Source organism: Micromonospora krabiensis, from assembly GCF_900091425.1.
GTDB classification, from domain to species: Bacteria; Actinomycetota; Actinomycetes; order Mycobacteriales; family Micromonosporaceae; genus Micromonospora; species Micromonospora krabiensis.
Genome location: NZ_LT598496.1, coordinates 123228 through 141912, shown reverse-complemented (window position 1 = coordinate 141912; position 18685 = coordinate 123228). Strand labels below are relative to the sequence as shown.

2 protein-coding genes are annotated in these 18685 nt (G+C 74.0%); both read right to left on the bottom strand.

The features are described from left to right. Positions 1 to 17: 17 nt before the first annotated feature. Entirely contained in the window at positions 18 to 3857 is a 3840-nt protein-coding gene (locus GA0070620_RS00555) for a non-ribosomal peptide synthetase (RefSeq protein ID WP_157741480.1), read from the bottom strand. Continuing rightward, the gene (locus GA0070620_RS00550) at positions 3854 to 18673 is read right to left on the bottom strand and encodes a non-ribosomal peptide synthetase (RefSeq protein ID WP_091587424.1); all 14820 of its coding nucleotides are present in this window, start codon (positions 18671 to 18673) and stop codon (positions 3854 to 3856) included. The genes GA0070620_RS00555 and GA0070620_RS00550 overlap by 4 nt, the downstream gene beginning before the upstream one ends. Positions 18674 to 18685: the final 12 nt, after the last annotated feature.

Genomic DNA, 18685 nt, shown 5'->3' with positions numbered 1-18685 from the left:
TTCCCCTCTCTTCACGGTCACGCGGTCCCGGGCAGCCGGGGCCGCAGCACGGCGCTGATCTGCGCCAGCTCGGCCGGGCGGGTCATCCGCCCGTGCGTCGTGTCCAGCTCGTGGATCTCGATCTCACCGGTCACGTAGGGCTGCCAGGCGCGCGGATCCGGCGGCGGACCGGACCATCCCCCAGTCGCGCGGAAGAACAGCAGGTCCCCGTCGAAGACCGGCGGACGGTACGTGCGGGCCGCCGCCGACGCGGCCGGCAGGATGCGGGCGACCGCTTCGACGTGCGCCTCGCTGAGGTCCGCGACGCCGGCGGTACGCAGCAGCGCGGTGACCGCCGCAGCGTCGAGCGGTACGCCCACCGGCGGTTCCATGCCGAAGTACTCGCGAAGCACCAGGCGCAGAACCTCCGGCCGGTCCAGCGGCGGGGTTTCCGGCAGTGTCTCCGGCGGGTAGGAGTCGAGCATGACAAGCAGGCCGGGTTTGTCCCCCTCGGCCTGGAGACGGGCCGCGGCGGCGTGCGCCAGCTGGCCGCCCAGCGACCATCCCAGCAGCGAGTACGGTCCCGGCTCGCCCATCCCCCGGATTCGGTCGACGTACTCGGCGACCATCTCGTCGGCGCTGTCCGCGACCCGCGCCGGATCGGTCAACCCGCGCGCCTGCAGTCCGAAGACCGGCTGGTCCGCCGGCAGCTGTCGCAGCAGGCCGGTATAGCACCAGCTGAACCCGCCGGCCGGGTGGAAGCAGAACAACGGCGGACGGCCGGAAACACTCCGCAGCGGCAGGAGCACGTCGAGCGGGTCGCCGCCGGCCTCGCCCAGGCGGGCGGCGAGCCCGGCCGGGGTCGGCGTCTCGAACAGGCTGCGCAGGGTCACCTCGATGCCCAGCGCCGACCGTATCCGCGCGATCAGCCGGGTGGCCAGCAGCGAGTGGCCGCCCAGGCCGAAGAAGTCGTCGGCCGGGCCCACCGCAGGCAGCCCCAGCACCTCCGCGAACAGCTCGCAGAGCACCTGCTCGCGCGGTCCGGCCGGCGCGGACACCACAGTCGTCCCTGGGGCCGGTTCCGGGAGCGCGCGACGGTCGACCTTGCCGTTCGGCGTTCGGGGCAGTCGGTCGAGCACGGCCAGCACGCTCGGCACCAGTGCGGGCGGTAACAGCGTGGCGACGTACCGGCGAAGATCGGCCGGGTCCGGCACCGCGCCGGTGGCCGGCGTCACGTACCCGACCAGCAACGGATCACCGCCGGGCGGTCGCCGCACCGCGACGGCGGCGGCCGCGACCGCCGGATGCCGGGTCAGCGCGGCCTCGACCTCGGACGGTTCGATGCGCACGCCCCGTACTTTGACCTGGGCGTCCGACCGTCCGAGATGGACGAGCTTTCCGTCCTGCCGATAGGCGACCCGGTCGCCGGTCCTGAACATCCGGGCTCCCGGCGGACCAAACGGGTCTGCGACGAACCGCTCCGCGGTCGCACCCGGCCGCCGCATGTAGCCGCGCCCGACCCCCACACCGCCGTAGTAGAGGTCCCCGGCCACTCCTTCGGGGACCGGGCGCAGCGCGGCATCCAGGACGTACGCGCGGTTGTTCCACAGCGGCGTACCGATGGACCGGTCGTACACGTCGCAGAATGCGAAAAGGCTCTCGCTGCTCACCTCCGTGCACCCGCAGAAGTTGACCAACCGGGCGTCCGGGCTCTCCACCGCCAGCCGGGCAGGCAGCTCGACCGGCATCGGCTCGCCGCTGCTGAGCACCAGGCGCAGCGACGACAGCCGGCCGGGCGGGCCGGCGGACGCCTCGTCGAGCAGGGCCAGCAGCAGGCTGGGCACGGCGGTGAGCACCCGGACCTCGTGCCGGGCGACGAGATCGGCCAGCGCGGTCATGTCGACGGCGGTGGCGGCGTCGGCCATCACCACCCGGCCGCCGTGCACCAGGGTCTGAAGGATCTCCACCGTACCATCGATGAAGCTGATCGAGCTCTTGGCCAGGAGCGCCTCGTTACCGGTGAACGGCTGCAGCTCGGCGAACCAGGCGAGCCGGTTGAGCAGCCCGGCCCGCGTGCCGGCCACGCCCTTCGGCGCGCCGGTCGACCCGGAGGTGAAGATGATCGACGCGATGGAGGCCGGATCGTCGGCGGGCGCAGGCGCCCGGCCTGCGACCGCAACGTCCGCGAGGTGCAGTACCGGCGCGCCATCGGGCGGCTCGCCGTCGGTCAGCACCAGGACCGGACGGGCCTGGTCGATCATGTAGCGGAGCCGTTCGGCCGGGTACTGCGGGTCCAGCGGCAGGTACGCCGCACCGGACCGGACGATCGCGAGCAGCGCCACGACCAGGGCCGCCGAACGCGACACGTGCAGGCCGACCGCACGCTCCGGTCCGGCACCGCGCCGCGCCAGCTCGCCCGCCAGCGCCTCCGACCGCCGGTCCAGCTCGGCGTAGGTGAGCCGCTGGTCGCCGCAGATCACGGCCACGTCCGCGCCGAAGCGGCGCAGGGCCTGCTCCAGATAGCCGGTAAGACCGGTCTGCGGCACCGGGTGCGCGGTGTCGTTGCGCTCCTCCAGCAGGCGGCGGCCCTGCCCGCCGAACGGGTCGACGGTGCCCAGGCGCCGGTCCGGCTCTACCGTCATCGTGCGGAGAACGGAGACCAGCGCGGCGAGCACGTCCCCGGCGGGCTGTCCCGGCGCGTGGTCGAGCCGCAGCCGCAGCCGGTCGCCGGGCACGACCGCGAGCATCAGCGGATAGTGCGTCGCGTCCGTGCCGTGCACGCCGGTCAGCCGCAGGCCGCCCGCGTCCGCACCGAGCTCGCCGGACGGGTAGTTCTCGAAGACGACGACCGTGTCAAAGAGCTCGCCCACGCCGGCCGCGGCCTGGATCTCGGCCAGCGACAGGAACTCGTGCGGCTCCAGGTCGAGGCGCTGGCCGCGCAGCCTCGCCGGCACCTCGCTCAGCATCGTCTGCGGAGACAGGCGCACCCGTACCGGCACCGTGTTGATGAACAGCCCTGGCAGCTCGTCGATGCCGGCAATCTCGGCCGGGCGCCCCGCGGTGACCACGCCGAAGACCACGTCGTCCCGGCCGGTGAGCGCGCCCAGTACGACCCCCCACGCGCTCTGCACCACGTCGCTGAGCGTCACGCCGAGCGATCGAGCGAGCCGTGCCAGCGCCTCGGTGTGTTCCGCGCCGAGCAGCGTGCCGGTCTGCCGGGGAGTCGCCGGTGGCGTGCCGGCGGCGGCCACCAGTGTCGGCTCGTCGACGCCGGAAAGAGCCGCGCGCCAGGCCGTGGCCGCGGCCTCGGTGTCCCGGCCGGCCAGCCAGGCGAGGTAGGCCCGGTACGGCACCGGCGGCGGCAGCGCCGCAGGGTCACCGCCCGCGGCGTAGAGCGTCAGCAACTCACGTACCAGAATCGGCACCGACCAGCCGTCCATCAGGATGTGGTGACTGGTGATCGCCAGCCGGTGCCGGGCAGGGCCGGTGCGGGCCAGCAGCAGGCGGATCAGCGGCGGCTCCGCCGCGACGAACCGTCGGGTCCGGTCCGCGTCCAACTCCTGCGTCATGGCCGCGTCCAGGTCCTCGCCGGTGCCGGTCAGGTCCGTCTCCCGCCACGGCGTGACCACGCCGCGCGAAAGGATCTGCACCGGACGGTCGAGCCCCTCGTAGACGAATGCCGCGCCGAGATGCGGGTGCCGGGTCAGCACCGCATCCCACGAGCGGCGCAGCAGCGCGCGGTCCAGGTCGCCGGAGAGGTCGAGGACGAGCTGCGTGACATAGACGTCGGGGCCGTCCCGGTGATAGAGGTGCTGGAAGAAGAGTCCCTCCTGCAACGGAGAGAGCGGAAGGACGTCGATCATCCCGGACGTGCTCACCGCGGCGACCTCCACATCGACTCAAGGTGATCGATCTGCGCCTGGTCGAGCCCGGCGAGGTGCAGATCGGACGGTGTGAACCCGCCGTGATCCGCGCCCAACTCCGCCAGGCTCCGGGCCCGGTCCTGCCACGCGCCGGCCAGCGACCGGACCGCGTCCTCGGTCAGCAGCGCGGCCGGCCACGTCCAGGTCGCCCGCAGGACCCGGCCGCCCGGCCGGTCCTCGGCCACCACGTTCAGCGCGAGCGTGTGCGCGACCGGCAGCTCCGGGTCGGCCGCGCCGCCGAGCGCGTCGAGCGCCCAGTCCACGGGCTCACCGATCCGGAAGACCCCCAGGTAGTTGACCGCGATCCGGGGCGCGGGCAGCGCGGCGAGCCGGGTGGACGTGTCGGCGTTGAGGTAGCGAAGCAGCCCGAAGCCGAGACCGTCGCCGGGCGTGGCCCGCACCTGCTCCTTGATTCGCTTGACGGCGTCGGCGGGGTCCCGCCCGGACCCGGCGTCCAGCCGCACCGGGTACGTGCTGGTGAACCAGCCCACGGTCCGGCTGACGTCGGTGCCCGCGATCGTGCCGCGCCCGTGGTTCTCCAGCTCCACGACCAGGCCCGCGTCCGCCGCGGCGCCGAACGTCGCGCGGCTCCGCACGGCCAGCGCCAACGCGGCCAGCACCAGATCCTCCGTACCGCAGCGGAAGGCGTCGGGAACCGCGCCGAGCAGCGGTTCTGCGACGTCCGGGCCCAGCTCGACGCTAAGGTGCCGCAGCGTAGCGGTCGTGTCCCGCTCCGGCACCGGCGTCAACTCCGGTGGCAGCGCCGCCCCGCCGAGCACGCCTGCCCAGTACGGCAGCTCAGCCACCCGTTCCGGGCGCTGCGCCTCCTCGGACAGCACGTGAGCCCACCGGCGGAACGACGTGGCCACCGCAGGCATGGCGTCCGCGGAACCGGCGAGGTCCTCCAGGAGGATCCGCCAGGAGACGCCGTCGATCGCGAGGTGATGGACGGCCAGGAAGAGCCGGCCGGGCTCGTCGGCGCCCGCGTCGAACCAGACCGCAACCGTGGTCCGGCCCTCGTCCGGATCCATCCCGCTGACGACGCGGGCGGTCTCCTCGGCGATCACCTCGGCGCGCCGCGCGTCCGACAGCCCGTGCACATCGACCCGCTGCAGCGCGATCGGCGCCGTACCGACCGGCCGTGCCTCCAGCGTCCAGTCCTGGCGACGCAGACGCAGCGCGTCGTGCCGGTCGGTGAGAGCGCGCAGCATTCGGTCGAGACGTTCGTGCCCGGTGCCGGCCGGCACCCTGATCAGCGCGGACTGGTGGAAGCGCGCGGTCGGGCCGCCCAGCGCGCGCAACCAGTGCATGACTGGAGTGAGCGGCATCGACCCGGTGCCGTCGTCCGGGGCCACGGACGCGGGTGCGGGCGCGGCGACGGCCGCGAGCCCGGCCACGGTGCGGTGCCGGAACACGTCGCGGGGCTCCACCACCAGCCCGGCCCGACGGGCCCGGCCGCTGAGCCGGATCGCGCCGACGCTGTCGCCGCCGAGGGCGAAGAAGTCGTCGTCGATGCCGAGCGTCGCCACGCCGAGCAGCTCGACGAACGCCTCGTGCAGCGCGGTCTCGGCGGGCGTGCGCGGCGCCCGCCCGGCACCGGCCACAGCGAACTCCGGCGACGGCAGCGCGGACCGGTCGAGCTTGCCGTTCGGGGACGAGGGCAACTCGTCGAGGAACATGATCAGGTCCGGGACCATGTGCCCGGGCAGCGACCGCGCGGCGAACGCGCGCAACTCCGCCGGGTCCGGGCGGCCGTCCACGGCCACGACGTAGCCCACGATGTGCTGGCCGGTGCCGCGGTGCACCGCTACGGCGACCTGTCCGACCCCGGGATGTTCCTGCAGTACGCCCTCGATCTCGGCCGGCTCGATACGGTAACCGCGCACCTTGACCTGCTCGTCGGCCCGTCCCACGAACTCGAGCTGCCCGTCGGCCCGCAGCCGGACCAGGTCCCCGGTCCGGTACATCCGGGAGCCGGGCGGGCCGGACGGGTCGGCGACAAAACGCTCCGCGGTGGCGCGCGGCTGGTGGCGGTACCCGCGCGCCACGCCGGACCCGGCCAGGTACAGCTCGGCCGTCACGCCGACCGGCACCGGACACAGCCGCTCGTCGAGCAGCCGCAGCCGGACCCCGCGCAGCGGCGTGCCGATCGGTGCGCCACCGTCGGGCGTCAGCGGACCACCGACGGTGGCGGCGATCGTGACTTCGGTCGGCCCGTACGCGTTCAGCACCCGGCACCGCCCCGCCCACCGGTGCAGCAGATACGGCGGGCACGGCTCACCGCCGATGACGATCGTGGTGCCGTCGGGCAGCGTGTCGTCGGCGAAAGCGGCCAGCACCGACGGCGGCACCGCCAGGTGGGTGACCGCGTGCGCGGCGACCAGCGGCGCGAGGTCCTCCGCGACGTTCCAGGCGTCGGTCCGGGGCAGCACGACCCGGCCGCCCGCCAGCAGCGTCACGCACATCTCCCAGTACGCGGTGTCGAAGCTCGGCGAGGCCGACTGCAGCATCCGGGTGTCCTCGCCCAGCCGGCCGAGCTGCTCCCGAGAGCCGGCGACCAGGTTGACGACGCCCCGGTGGGGCACCTCCACGCCCTTCGGCCGGCCCGTCGAGCCGGAGGTGTAGATGACGTAGGCGGGGTGGTCCGGATGCGACGGCACGCGCGGGTTGCTGTCGTCCGCGGTCAGCAGTTCGGCGCGTACCCCGGGGTCGTCCAGGTCCAGCACCGGGTGCGTCTCCGCCGCCGCCGAGCGCGCCAGCACCAGCACCGGCGCGGCGTCTTCGAGCATGTACGCGATCCGCGCGGCCGGGTAGCCGGGGTCGATCGGCAGATACGCGGCGCCCGCCTTCGCGATCGCGAGCAGCGCCTCGACCAGCGCGATCCCGCGCGGCAGCCGCACGGCCACCACGGTCTCCGGTCCGGCGCCGCGCGCCACCAGCAGCCGCGCGAGCCGGTTCGCGGCCGCGTTCAGCTCAGCGGCGGTGCGGGTGACCGGCCCGGCCACGGCGACGATCGCGTCCGGATCGGCCGCCACCCGCGCCTCGAACAGCGAGGCGACCGTGTGCGACGAGCCCGGATCCGGCGCGGCGCCCCCGCCGGTGGCCGCCCATGCCTGCTCGGCCGGCGTGAGGATCTCCAGCCCGCTCACGGCCAGGTCGGGCTTCACGACGACCTGGCGCAGAATCATCAGAAGCCGGAGCGCCAGCGCGTCCACGGTCGCCGGACGAAACAGCTCGGTGCGGTACTCGAGGCTGCACTCGACACCCTCCGTGCCGAAGTCGCCGAGCACCCGCTCGCTCAGGCCGAGCGTGAGGTCGAAGCGGGCGATGCCGCTGGGCAGCGGCTCCGGACTGGCCTGCAAGCCGGGCAGCTGCAGATCGAAGCCCGCGTTGTTGTCCAGCGCGAGCATCACATTGAACAGCGGATTGTTCCCGGCGGCCCGGTCGGCGCCGACCGCGTCGACCAGGCGCTCGAACGGCAGGTCCTGGTGTGCGAACGCCGCCAGGTCCGTCGCGCGCACCCGGCCGATCAGCTCCCGGAAGCTCGGGTCGCCACTCACGTCCGTCCGCAGCACCAGCGTGTTCACGAAGAAGCCGACCAGATCGTCCAGCTTCTCGTCGGAGCGTCCCGCGACCGCCGTGCCGATCGGGATGTCCGTGCCCGCGCCAAGCCGCGAGAGCAGCACCGCGAACGCGGCCTGCACCACCATGAACAGCGTCGACCTGGTCTCCCGCGCCAGCTCCACCAGGCGCGCGTGCAGGTCGGGGCCGATGACGAAGCGGTGGGTGCCACCCGCGTAACCGAGCTCCCGCGGCCGTGGATAGTCCGTGGGCAACGCGAGCTGCTCCGGCATGCCGGCCAACGCCTTGCGCCAGTACGACAGCTGCGCACCGGCCGTGGTGTCCGGATCTCCCGCATCGCCGAGGAGATCCCGCTGCCACGCCGCGTAGTCCGTGTACTCGACCGGTAGCGGCTCCTGCACCGGCGCCCGGCCCGCCCGACGCGCCTCATAGGCCAGCACGAGATCGGCCAGCAGCGGGCGCAGCGACCAGCCGTCGGCCGCGATGTGGTGGATCAGCAGGAGGAGCACGTGCTCGGTCGCCGACCGCCGCGACAGCCAGGCCCGGATCGGGAACTCCGCGGCCAGGTCGAACGCGTAACCGGGATCCCCCTCGCCGACGACCAACCCGACCAGGCCGGGACCCGGCGGCGTCACCGCCATGAACGGCTCGCCGTCACGCTCGACCACCGTGGATCGCAGCGGCTCGTGCCGGCACACCACGTCGTTGATCGCCAGGCCCAGTGCCTGCGCGTCGACCTGTCCCGACAACCGCAGCGCCAGCGGCACATTGTAGGTCGCGCTCGCGCCCTCCAGCCGGTGCACGAACCACAGCCGCCGCTGCGCGAAGGACAACGGCACCACGCCATCGCGGGTACGCCGTCCCAACGCCACCCGATCGGCCGCGCCCAGCCGGCCCGTCAGACCCGCGGGCGTCCGCGCATCGAACAGGTCCTGCAGGGACACCTCCAGGCCCAGCAGCCCGCGGATGCGGCTGACCACCTGGGTCGCCAGCAGCGAGTGGCCGCCCAGCTCGAAGAAGTCGTCGTCGATGCCGACGCGCGGCACGCCCAGCACGTCCGCGAACACGCCGCAGACCAGTTCCTCGCGCACCGACCGCGGACCGCGGTTGCCGACCGGCACCGCGGCGCGCACGGCCGGCAACCGGGACCGGTCGACCTTCCCGTTCACGGACAGCGGCAGTTCGTCGAGCACCATGAGCAGGCCCGGCACCATGAACTCCGGCAGCCGGGCGCGCAGGTACTCCCGTACCTCCGCCTGAAGTGTGGCGTGCCGGGACGCGCGCGCCGGCACGTTGGTCCACGGCCCGTCGCCGTCGCCCGGTCGGTAGGCGCCAGTCACCGGCGTGCCGTCCGCGGCGCCGGCGACCAGGACCACCTCACACGTGTCCCGGTCCTCCGCCCAGGTGACGACGGCCAGGTATCCGTGCCGGCGGCCGGCCGCGACCACGTCCTCGCGGCGGTCGCCTGGCAGCCCGATGATCCGCAGGCGGTCCGGCGCGTCGGCCAGGCCGTCGAACGCCATGTCCCGGTTCCAGGCCAGCGCCGGCACGTCCCGGAGGTCGATCGGCACGGTCGGCGGGGTGTACAGCACCGCCTCGTACCGGTAGCGGGTCAGCTCGTTGTCCCGCCGCCCCCGCTTGACGCGGATGTCCACGCCGGACGTCCCCGCGAGCCCGATCAGGAACTCCGGCGCCACCAGCAACTCCCGCTCCTCCACGGCGAGCCGTTCGGCCAGCACCGCAGCCTCCCCGGGATCCGCGTCCGGGCCGAGCCGGACGGCCGCGACCTGCGCGTAGAGCGCACGGGCCGCGCGCGGGTCCCGCAGGTCGCCCAGGTATATCGCGCCACCCGGCGCGAGCAGCCGGATGGCCTTCTCCAGAACGCCGGTGAGGTACTCGGCGCTCGGGAAGTACTGCACCACCGAGTTCAGGATGATCGTGTCGAAACCGTCGCCGGGCAGCGTGTCGATCGCGTCCGCCGCGACCGCGTGCAGCCGCACCCGGTCCCGCAGGTCGGGCCGCGCCACCACGTGGCTGCGCAGCCCGTCGATCGCCTCGCGGGAGAGGTCCGTCCCCCAGTACGTCTCGCAATCCGGCGCGAGCGGCGCGAGCAGCAGGCCGCTGCCGACACCGATCTCCAGCACCCGCCGCGGGCGCAGCCGCCGGATCGCGGCCACCGTCTCGGCGCGCCACTCCTCCATGTCGGGCAGCGGAATCGGCGCCCCGTCCAGCGCGCTCTGCCAGCCGGAGAAGTCCTCGCCGAAGCCGGCGTCGGCACCGGCCTCCTCGTACTGGCTGCGGAACACGTCCTCCCACGCGTCGACCTGGGCCGCCTCATCGGCGGAGGGCGCGTCCGGGGCGGGCACCAGGTAACCGATCAGGCCCTGGTCGCGGACGGTGACGGCCGCGGCCCGCACCCGCGGATGGGCGGACAGTACCGCCTCCACCTCGCCGGGCTCGATCCGGTAGCCGCGCACCTTCACCTGGTCGTCCGCCCGCCCGGCGAAGCCGAGCGTGCCGTCCGCCGACCAGCGGGCCAGGTCGCCGGTGCGGTACATCCGGTCGCCGGGCGCGCCGTAGGGGCAGGCGACGAAGCGCTCGGCGGTGAGGCCGGGACGGTGCAGGTACGCGTCGGCCAGGCCCGGACCGGCGACGTACAGCTCCCCGGTGACACCGGGCGGCACCGGCCGCAGCCGCGCGTCCAGCACATACACCCGCATGCCGTGCACCGGCCGGCCGATCGGCGGCACGCCGTCCCCGCTCAGCGGCGAGCTGATCGTGGCACACACCGTGGTCTCCGTGGGGCCGTACGCATTGAACATCGTCCGGCCCTGGGACCAGCGGCGCACCAGGTCCGGCGGGCAGGCCTCCCCGGCCACCACCAGCGTCGTCACCGAGGGCAGGTCGCGGTCGCCGAGCGCGACCAGCGCGGACGGCGGCAATGTCAGATGGGTGACCCCGAATTCGGCGGCCGTCGCGGACAGCGGGTCGCCGGGCAGCAGCCGGGCGGCCGGCGCGGTCACCAGCGTCGCGCCGGTCAGCAGCGCCATCACCAGCTCCCAGAACGCCGCGTCGAAGCTCGGCGACGCGAACTGCAGGACACGGCTGCCCGGTCCGACCCCGAACCACGCGCGCTGTGCCTCGGCGAGCGGAGCCGCCCCACGGTGGCTGACCACCACCCCCTTCGGCCGTCCGGTGGAGCCCGAGGTGTAGAGCACGTAGGCGGGCGCGTCCGGCGGAACCGCGACGCCGAGCGGCCCGGCGGGCGCGGCGGCCAGCTCCGCCACGGTCTCCGGATCGTCCAGGAACAGGTCGGCGGGGCGCCCGAGGTCCGCGGCGCGCGTGGTCACCAGCAGCGCGGGCCGGGCGTCGTCCAGCAGGTAAGCGATCCGGGCCTGCGGGTACGCCGGGTCGACCGGCAGGTACGCGGCGCCGGTCTTGCCCGCTGCCAGCATCGCGGTCACCAGTTCCGGCCCGCGGTGCAGCGCGAGCGCGACGACCCGCCCCGGCCCGACGCCCCGGCCGCGCAGCACGTACGCCAGGCGGTCGGAGCGCTCGTCCAGCTCCCGGTAGGTGAGCCCGCCCGCGTGGGACAGGATCGCCAGCGCATCCGGCCGGCGCCGGGCCTGCCGGGTGAAGAGCTCCGGCACGGACGCCACCTCGGGCACCTCGCGTGCGGTGGCGTTCCAGGTCTCCAGCATGAGCTGGCGTTCGGCGCCGTCGATCAGGACCAGCGCACCGATGCGCTGGTCGGGGTCGGCGGCGACCCCGCGCAGCAGCCGGTCGAGCCGGGTGGCGAGGCGGTCGACCGTGTCCGCGTCGAACATCGCGGTCGAGTACTCCAGGTATCCGTCGAGACCGCGCGGCCGGCCGTCCGGGGCGTACGCCTCGTTCAGGCTGAGCGACAGGTCGAACTTGGAGACGCCGGGCGTGGTGTCGACCTGCTCGACGCGCAGGCCGGGCAGCGTGTAGTCCGCCGCCGGAGCGTTCTGCAGCACCACCAGCACCTGGAAGAGCGCCTGGTGGGACAGCGACCGCTCCGGGTTGAGGTGCTCGACCAGAAGGTCGAAGGGCAGATCCTGGTGCGCGTACGCGTCGAGTGCGGTAGCCCGGACCCGGTGCAGCAGCTCGCGGAAGGTCGGGTCGCCGCTGGTGTCTGTGCGCAGCACCAGCGTGTTGACGAAGAACCCGACCAGGTCCTCCAGCTTCTCGTCGGTACGACCGGCGATCGGCGCCCCTATCGGCAGGTCGGTGCCCGCGCCGCAATGGGTGAGCAGCACCGCGAACGCCGCCTGCACCACCATGAACAGCGTGGTGTGCGTACGCCGGGCCAGGTCCAGTAGCTGCGCGTGCAGCTCGGCATCGAGGTGCACGGGGAGCACGTCGCCGACGAAGGTGTTGATCGCCGGGCGCGGCCGGTCGGCGGGCAGCGTGAGCTGTTCGGGCATGCCGGCCAGCGTGTCCCGCCAGTAGGCCAGCTGCGCCCCGGCCACGCTCGCCGGATCGTCCGGGTCGCCGAGCAGGTCACGCTGCCAGGACGTGTAGTCGGCGTACTCCACCGGCAGCGCAGCCCACGCCGGGGCCCGGCCCGCGCGGCGGGCCTCGTATGCCGTCGCCAGGTCGGTCAGCAGCGGGCGCAATGACCAGCCGTCCGCCGCGATGTGGTGCACCAGCAGCAGGAACACGTGCTCGGTCGCCGAGACGGAGAACAGCGACGCCCGGACCGGGAACGTCGCGCTCAGGTCGAACGGGTAGCGCACCGCCTCGTGCAGCACGCGGTGCAGGTCGTCCTCGCCGACCGGGCGGACGTCCAGGCGCACCAGGCCGGCAGCGGGCGGGGACACCACCATGACCGGCCCGGCCTCGTCAGCTTCCACGGTGGACCGCAGCGGCTCGTGCCGACACACCAAGTCGTTGACGGCCGCGCCCAACGCCGGCACGTCGAGCGCACCCGACAGGCGCAGCGCCAGCGGCACGTTGTAGGTCGCGCCCTCGCCCTCCAGCCGGTGCACGAACCACAGCCGGCGCTGCGCGAAGGACAACGGCACCGACCCCTCCCGGGCATGCTGTCCGAGCACCGGACGATCCGCGGTGTTCAGCCGGCCCACCAGGCCGGCAGGCGTCCGTACCGCGAACAGGTCCTGGATCCGCACCTCCAGCCCGAGCAGGCTTCGGATCCGGCTGACCACCTGAGTCGCCAGCAGCGAGTGACCGCCCAGCTCGAAGAAGTCGTCGTCGATGCCGACGCGCGGCACGCCCAGCACGTCCGCGAAGACGCCGCAGATCAGCTCCTCGCGCACCGACCGCGGGCCGCGGCCTCCCCCCGATGCCTCGCCCGTCACCTCGGGCAGCCGGGAACGGTCCACCTTCCCGTTCACCGACAGCGGCAGCTCGGGCAGCACCGCCCACAGCCCAGGGACCATGAACTCCGGCAGCCGGACGCGCGCCCCCGCCCGTACCCGCTCGGTGTCGATCGAGGTGCCGGCCGCGGGCACGAGATAGGCCACGAGCCGGCGACCGACGGCCGGGACCCGCACCACCGTCACGAACGCCTCCGCGACCGCGGGGTCCTCGCTGAGCACCGACTGGATCTCGCCGAGCTCGATCCGATGGCCACGGATCTTGACCTGGTCGTCGTCCCGGCCGACGAACTCCAGCTCACCGTCCGCCCGCAACCGCACGAGGTCCCCCGTGCGGTACATCCGCCCGCCCGGCGCATCGAACGGACACGCCACAAACCGTGACGCGGTCAGGCCGGGCCGTCCGATGTATCCGCGCGCCACGCCGTGTCCGGCGAGGTACAGCTCGCCGACCACGTTCGGCGGCACCGGGCGCAAACGTGCGTCCAGGACGTAGCCCCGGTCGCCGTCGAGGGTCCGCCCGATCGGCACGGTCTCGGCGTCGTCCGCGACGTCGGTCACCGCACCGGCGTACGCGAAGGTGGTCGTCTCGGTCGGGCCGTAGACGTGCACGACCCGCGTCTGCGGGCAGCTGCGCACCGCACGCCGGACCACGCTCGGCGACACCAGCTCTCCGCCGAACCAGATCTGGCGCACGCCGGCCAGCGCGCCGGGCCGCTCCTCGATCAGGTGGTTGAACAGCGCGGTGGTGAGGAAGACCGCCGTCACCGCCCGGGACTCGAGCAGGTCGGCGAGGCGGGACGAGTCGGGCGTGCCGGACGGTGCGAGCACGCACTGCCCGCCGCGCAGCAGCGGCACCCACATCTCGTAGGTCGAGGCGTCGAACGCGTACGGCGAGTGGACCAGGACCCGCTCGTGGCCGTCGTCCCAGTGCCGGTCACCGGCCAGGCTCAGCACGTTCGCGTGGGTGACCCCGATGCCCTTCGGCTCACCGGTGCTGCCGGAGGTGAACATCACGTACGCCAAATCGTCCGGGTGACCGATGTGCAGCCCGACCGGGGGCGGTATCGACGACGACGCCGGGTCGCCGATCCTGACCACGGGTATGCCGCCCACCTCCTGCTGCGCGGTGTCCAACACAAGCGCGGTTACGCCGGCCCGGTCGAGGACGAACTCGCGGCGCCGCGGCGGGTCGCCCGGGTTCAACGGCACGTAGGCGGCACCTAGCCGCAGCACCGCGAGGGTGGCCGCGATCAGCTCCGGTGAGCGCTCGACCAGCACCGCGACCCGGTCGCCGTGACGGACCCCGGCGTCGCGCAGTCGCGCCGCGAGCACGGCCGCCGCCTCGTCCAGCCGTCGGTACGTCCAGGTGTCGCCGTCCGCGGCCCGGATCGCGATCGCGTCCGGCGTCCGCGCGGCCGTCTCCGCGAACCGTTCCTGCACGGTGACGCCGGGCGCCGCGCCGAGCGGACCGCCGTTCCACTCGTCCAGAATCCGGGCCCGTTCCGCCGGGGAGAGCAGCGCGATGTCGCCGACCCGGACCTCGGGGTCGCGCACGGCCGTGTCCAGCACGCGCACCAGCCGCTCGCCGAGCAGCGCCACCGAGGCCGGGTCGAACAGGTCGGCGGCGTACTCGATGACGCCGCGGAGCCCAGCGTCCCGCTCCTCGTCGAGGCTCACCGTGAGGTCGAAGCGGGAGGTACCGGTGCGGATCACCTGGGCGTGCGCGCCGAGGCCGGCCGGCACGGTCGGGGTGGGCGTGTTGTTCAGCACCAGCATCACCTGGAACAGCGGCTGGTGGGACAGCGACCGCTCCGGGTTGAGGTCCCCCACCAGGCGCTCGAACGGCAGGTCCTGGTGCGCGAACGCCGCCAGGTCCGCCGCGCGCACCCGGGCGACCAGCTCCCGGAACGTCGGGTCGCCGCTCACGTCGGTCCGCAGCACCACGGTGTTGACGAAGAATCCGACTAGGTCGTCCAGCTTCTCGTCGGTCCGGCCCGCCACCGCGGTGCCGATCGGCACGTCCGTGCCCGCGCCCGAGCGCCAAAGCATCACCGCCAGCGCCGCCTGCACCACCATGAACAGCGTCGACCTGGTCTCCCGCGCCAAATCCACCAGCCGCGCGTGCAGGTCAGCTCCGATGACGAACCCGTGGTTGCCGCCGGCCTGGTCGCGCACGGCCGGGCGCGACCGGTCGGCCGGCAGCGCGATCGCGGGCGGCAGAGCGTTCAGCGCGGCACGCCAGTAGTCCAGGTCCGCGGCCCACGAACCGTCCGTCTCGCTGGCCAGGTCCCGTTGCCAGAGCGCGTAGTCCCCGTACTCGACCGGCAGCGGCTGCCACACCGGGGCGCGGCCCGCCCGGCGCGCCTCATAGGCGATCGCCAGGTCGCGCAGCAGCGGCCCCACCGACCAGCCGTCCGTCGCGATGTGATGCATCAACAGCAGCAGCACGCGTCCGTCGAACAGCAGCGCCCGGATCGGCAGCTCCGAGGCAAGGTCGAAGGCGTACCCGACCGCGTCCTCCGGCGCGCCCTCGCCGGTGACGATCTCGACCAGACCCGGCCCGGGCGGGGTCACCACCAGGTACGGCTCGCCGTCGCGCTCCGCCACGGTCGAGCGCAGCGGCTCGTGCCGGCACACCACGTCGTTGACCGCCACGCTCAGCGCCCCGGCGTCGACGTCCCCGGAGAAACGCAGCGCCAACGGGACGTTGTAGGTGGCCCCCGCGCCGGACAGCCGGTCGACGAACCACAGCCGCCGCTGCGCGAAGGAGAGCGGCACGTCGCCGTCCCGGTCGCGCCGCCGCAGGCCGCCCCGGTCCGCGGTGTCCAGCCGCTCGGCCAGCCCCGCCGGCGTCCGCAGGTCGAACAGATCCTGGATGGACACCTCGACGCCGAGTTCCGCGCGCAGGCGGATGATCAGGCGGGTGGCGAGCAGTGAGTGGCCGCCGAGGTCGAAGAAGCTGTCGTCCGGCCCGACCCGCGGGACCCGCAAGACCTCAGCGAAGACCTCGCAGAGGTGGCGCTCGAGCTCGGTCTGGTGCCGATCTTCCGGTACTGATCGTTCGACCCGGTCCGTTCCCGGGGCGGGCAGCGCGGCCCGGTCGACCTTGCCGTTCGGCAGCAGCGGCAGCTCGTCGAGCACCACGAACGCGTCCGGTACCAGGTAGCCGGGCAGCCGGGCCGCCGCGAACGCGGTGAGACTAGTGGTGTCCCGCCCCGCCGCCGAGGCCGGCACCACGTAGGCGACCAGCGCGTCGTCCCGGGCCACGGCCACGATCTGCGCCACGTCGGGATGGCGACCGAGCACGGCCTGCACCTCGCCGGGCTCGACCCGGTGTCCGCGGATCTTGACCTGGTCGTCGTTGCGGCCGACGAACTCCAGCTCACCGCCGGCCCGCAGCCGCACCAGATCCCCCGTGCGGTACATCCGCCCGCCCGGCGCGCCGAACGGGCACGCCACGAACCGCGATGCGGTCAGGCCCGGCCGACCGGCGTACCCGCGGGCGAGGCTGTTGCCGGAGACGTAGAGCTCGCCGACGGCACCGGGCCGGACCGGCCGTAGCGCGTCGTCGAGCACGTGCACCGCCGTGCCGCGCACGGCGGTGCCCAGCGGCGGCGGCCCGTCGCCGGCCAGCGGCGTGCTCATGGTGGCGCACACCGTGGTCTCGGTCGGGCCGTATGCGTTCACCATCCGGCGTCCCGGCGCCCACCGGCCGGCGATCGCCTCACCGATCGCCTCGCCGGCGACCACGAGCGTGCTGACGCCCGGCAGCGTGGCTTCGCCCATCGCGGACAGCGCGGAGGGCGGCACCGTCAGGTGCGTCACGCCGTGCGCTCGCACCAGGGCGGCCAGGTCGTCGCCGGGGCGCAGCCGGTCCTGCGCGGCCACCACCAGGGTCGCGCCGGAGAGTAGCCCCATCGCGGTCTCCCAGAAGGAGGCGTCGAAGCTGGGCGAGGCGAACTGCAGCACCCGGGCGCCGGGGCCGGCGCCGAGCCGGTCCCGCTGCGTGGCGACCAGGTCGCCGACGCCGGCGTGCGTGACGACCACTGCCTTCGGCCGGCCGGTGGAGCCGGAGGTGTAGATGACGTAGGCAGGGTTGTCGGGCGCACAGGTCCTGGCCGCCGTGACGGCTTCGGCTGCGGTGTCCAGCTTGTCGAGCCGGATGACCGGCGGGTCGGCCGGCTCGTACGGCTGGTCGGTCAGCATCAGCAGCGGCCGCGCATCGGCGAGCATGAACTCGATCCGGTCGGCCGGGTAGCACGGATCCACCGGCAGGAAGGCCGCCCCCGCGTGCCACGTCGCGAGCATCGCCGTCACCAACGCCCGCCCGCGCGGCAGCATCAGCGCGATCACTGTCTCGGCGCCGGCACCCCGGCGGGCGAGCACCGCGCCCAGCCGCTCGGCGTCCGCGCGCAGGTCCCGGTAGGTGACCACGCCGCCGCCAGCGGCGTCGTCGACGAGCGCAGGCCCGTCCGGCCAGGCGTCCGCCGCCGCGACGAAGTGCGCCCACGCGGTCCTCGTCGTGCCCGCCGACTCCAGGCCCGGGCCGGGCAGCCGCGCGCCCGCCGCCGCGCCGATCAGCCGTTCCGCGACGTCCGCCGCGTACCGGGCCACGCTCGCCTCGTCGTACACGCCGCCGTTCGCCCACAGGTTGAGCTGCAAGCCGCCGGTCGCGGACTCCTGCAGCATCACCTCGAGGTCGTCGACCGGGCCGATGGCGATCCAGTGCCGGACCGCGGCCCGACCGCCGAACGTCGGCTCGTCTGCGAAGGAGAGAACGTTCACGATCGGCCCGAACAGCTTCGGCCGGTCGGCACCGCCGCGCAGCTCACGGCTCAGCCGCTCGTATGGGTAGCGCTGATGGGCGGACGCGCCGCGAATCCACCGGTCAACCTGCCCGGCGAGCTCGTCCAACCCGGTCCCCGGCGCGATCCGCAGCCGCATCGGCTGCATGTTCGCCAGCATGCCTGGCACTGCGCGCGCCACCGGCGTGGTCCGGCCGGTCACCGGCAGCGTCAACACCAGGTCGGTCCGGCCGGTCAGCGCCCCGACCCAGCCGGCGACCGTGGCCACGGCCAGCCGTGACCAGCGGATCGACAGCCGGTCGGCCCGCGCCCGGAGGCCGTCCAGCACCGGCACACCGAGGTCCGTGCGGTGCAGCACGAACTCCGGCTGCGCCGGGGCGGACCGGCCGCCGAGCAGGATCGGCGCGGGCGCCGGCTGCAGCAGCCCGGTCCAGTGCCGCCGATCGGCCTTCGGGGCCGCCGAGTTCAGGTAGGACTCGTCCTCGGCCAGCAGGTCACGCAGCGAGCCGAGCGGCCGGCCGACGTCGCGGCCTGCCAGTAGCGCGTCGTAGACCTCCGCCGCGCGCCGGGTCAGCAGCCACACGCCGTACCCGTCCATGACGACGTGGTGGTAGCGCTGGTACCAGAGGTACCGCTCGTCGCCGACCCGCAGCAGCGCCTGGGCGTGTGTCGGCCCGGTCGCGAGATCGACCGGCCGGGACAGCTCGGCCTGCATCCACGCCTGCGCGTCCGCGATCGGCGTGGCCGCGGACCGCAGGTCGACGACCGGCACCGGTGGCTCGGCCGGCGCCGTGAGGTATTGCGCGGGTCCGTCCGAGTCGGCGCGGAAGCGGGTGTGCAGCGCCTCGGTCTCGCGCACCGCCGTGCGTACCGCGGCGATGAACTCGGTGACCCGGATCGGCCCGTCGATCTCCAGGTACGAGGCCTGGTTGTACCCCCAGCCGGTCGGATCGAGCTCATGCCCGTAGTAGGAACCCAGCTGCGCGGCCGTCAACGGCCACCGCTCCCCCGTGTCGAACATCGCTCTCACCTT

Excerpts from the sequence above, each read along its gene's own strand:
- GA0070620_RS00550 (WP_091587424.1), bottom strand. The coding sequence starts at position 18,673 with ATGTTCGACACGGGGGAGCGGTGGCCGTTGACGGCCGCGCAGCTGGGT.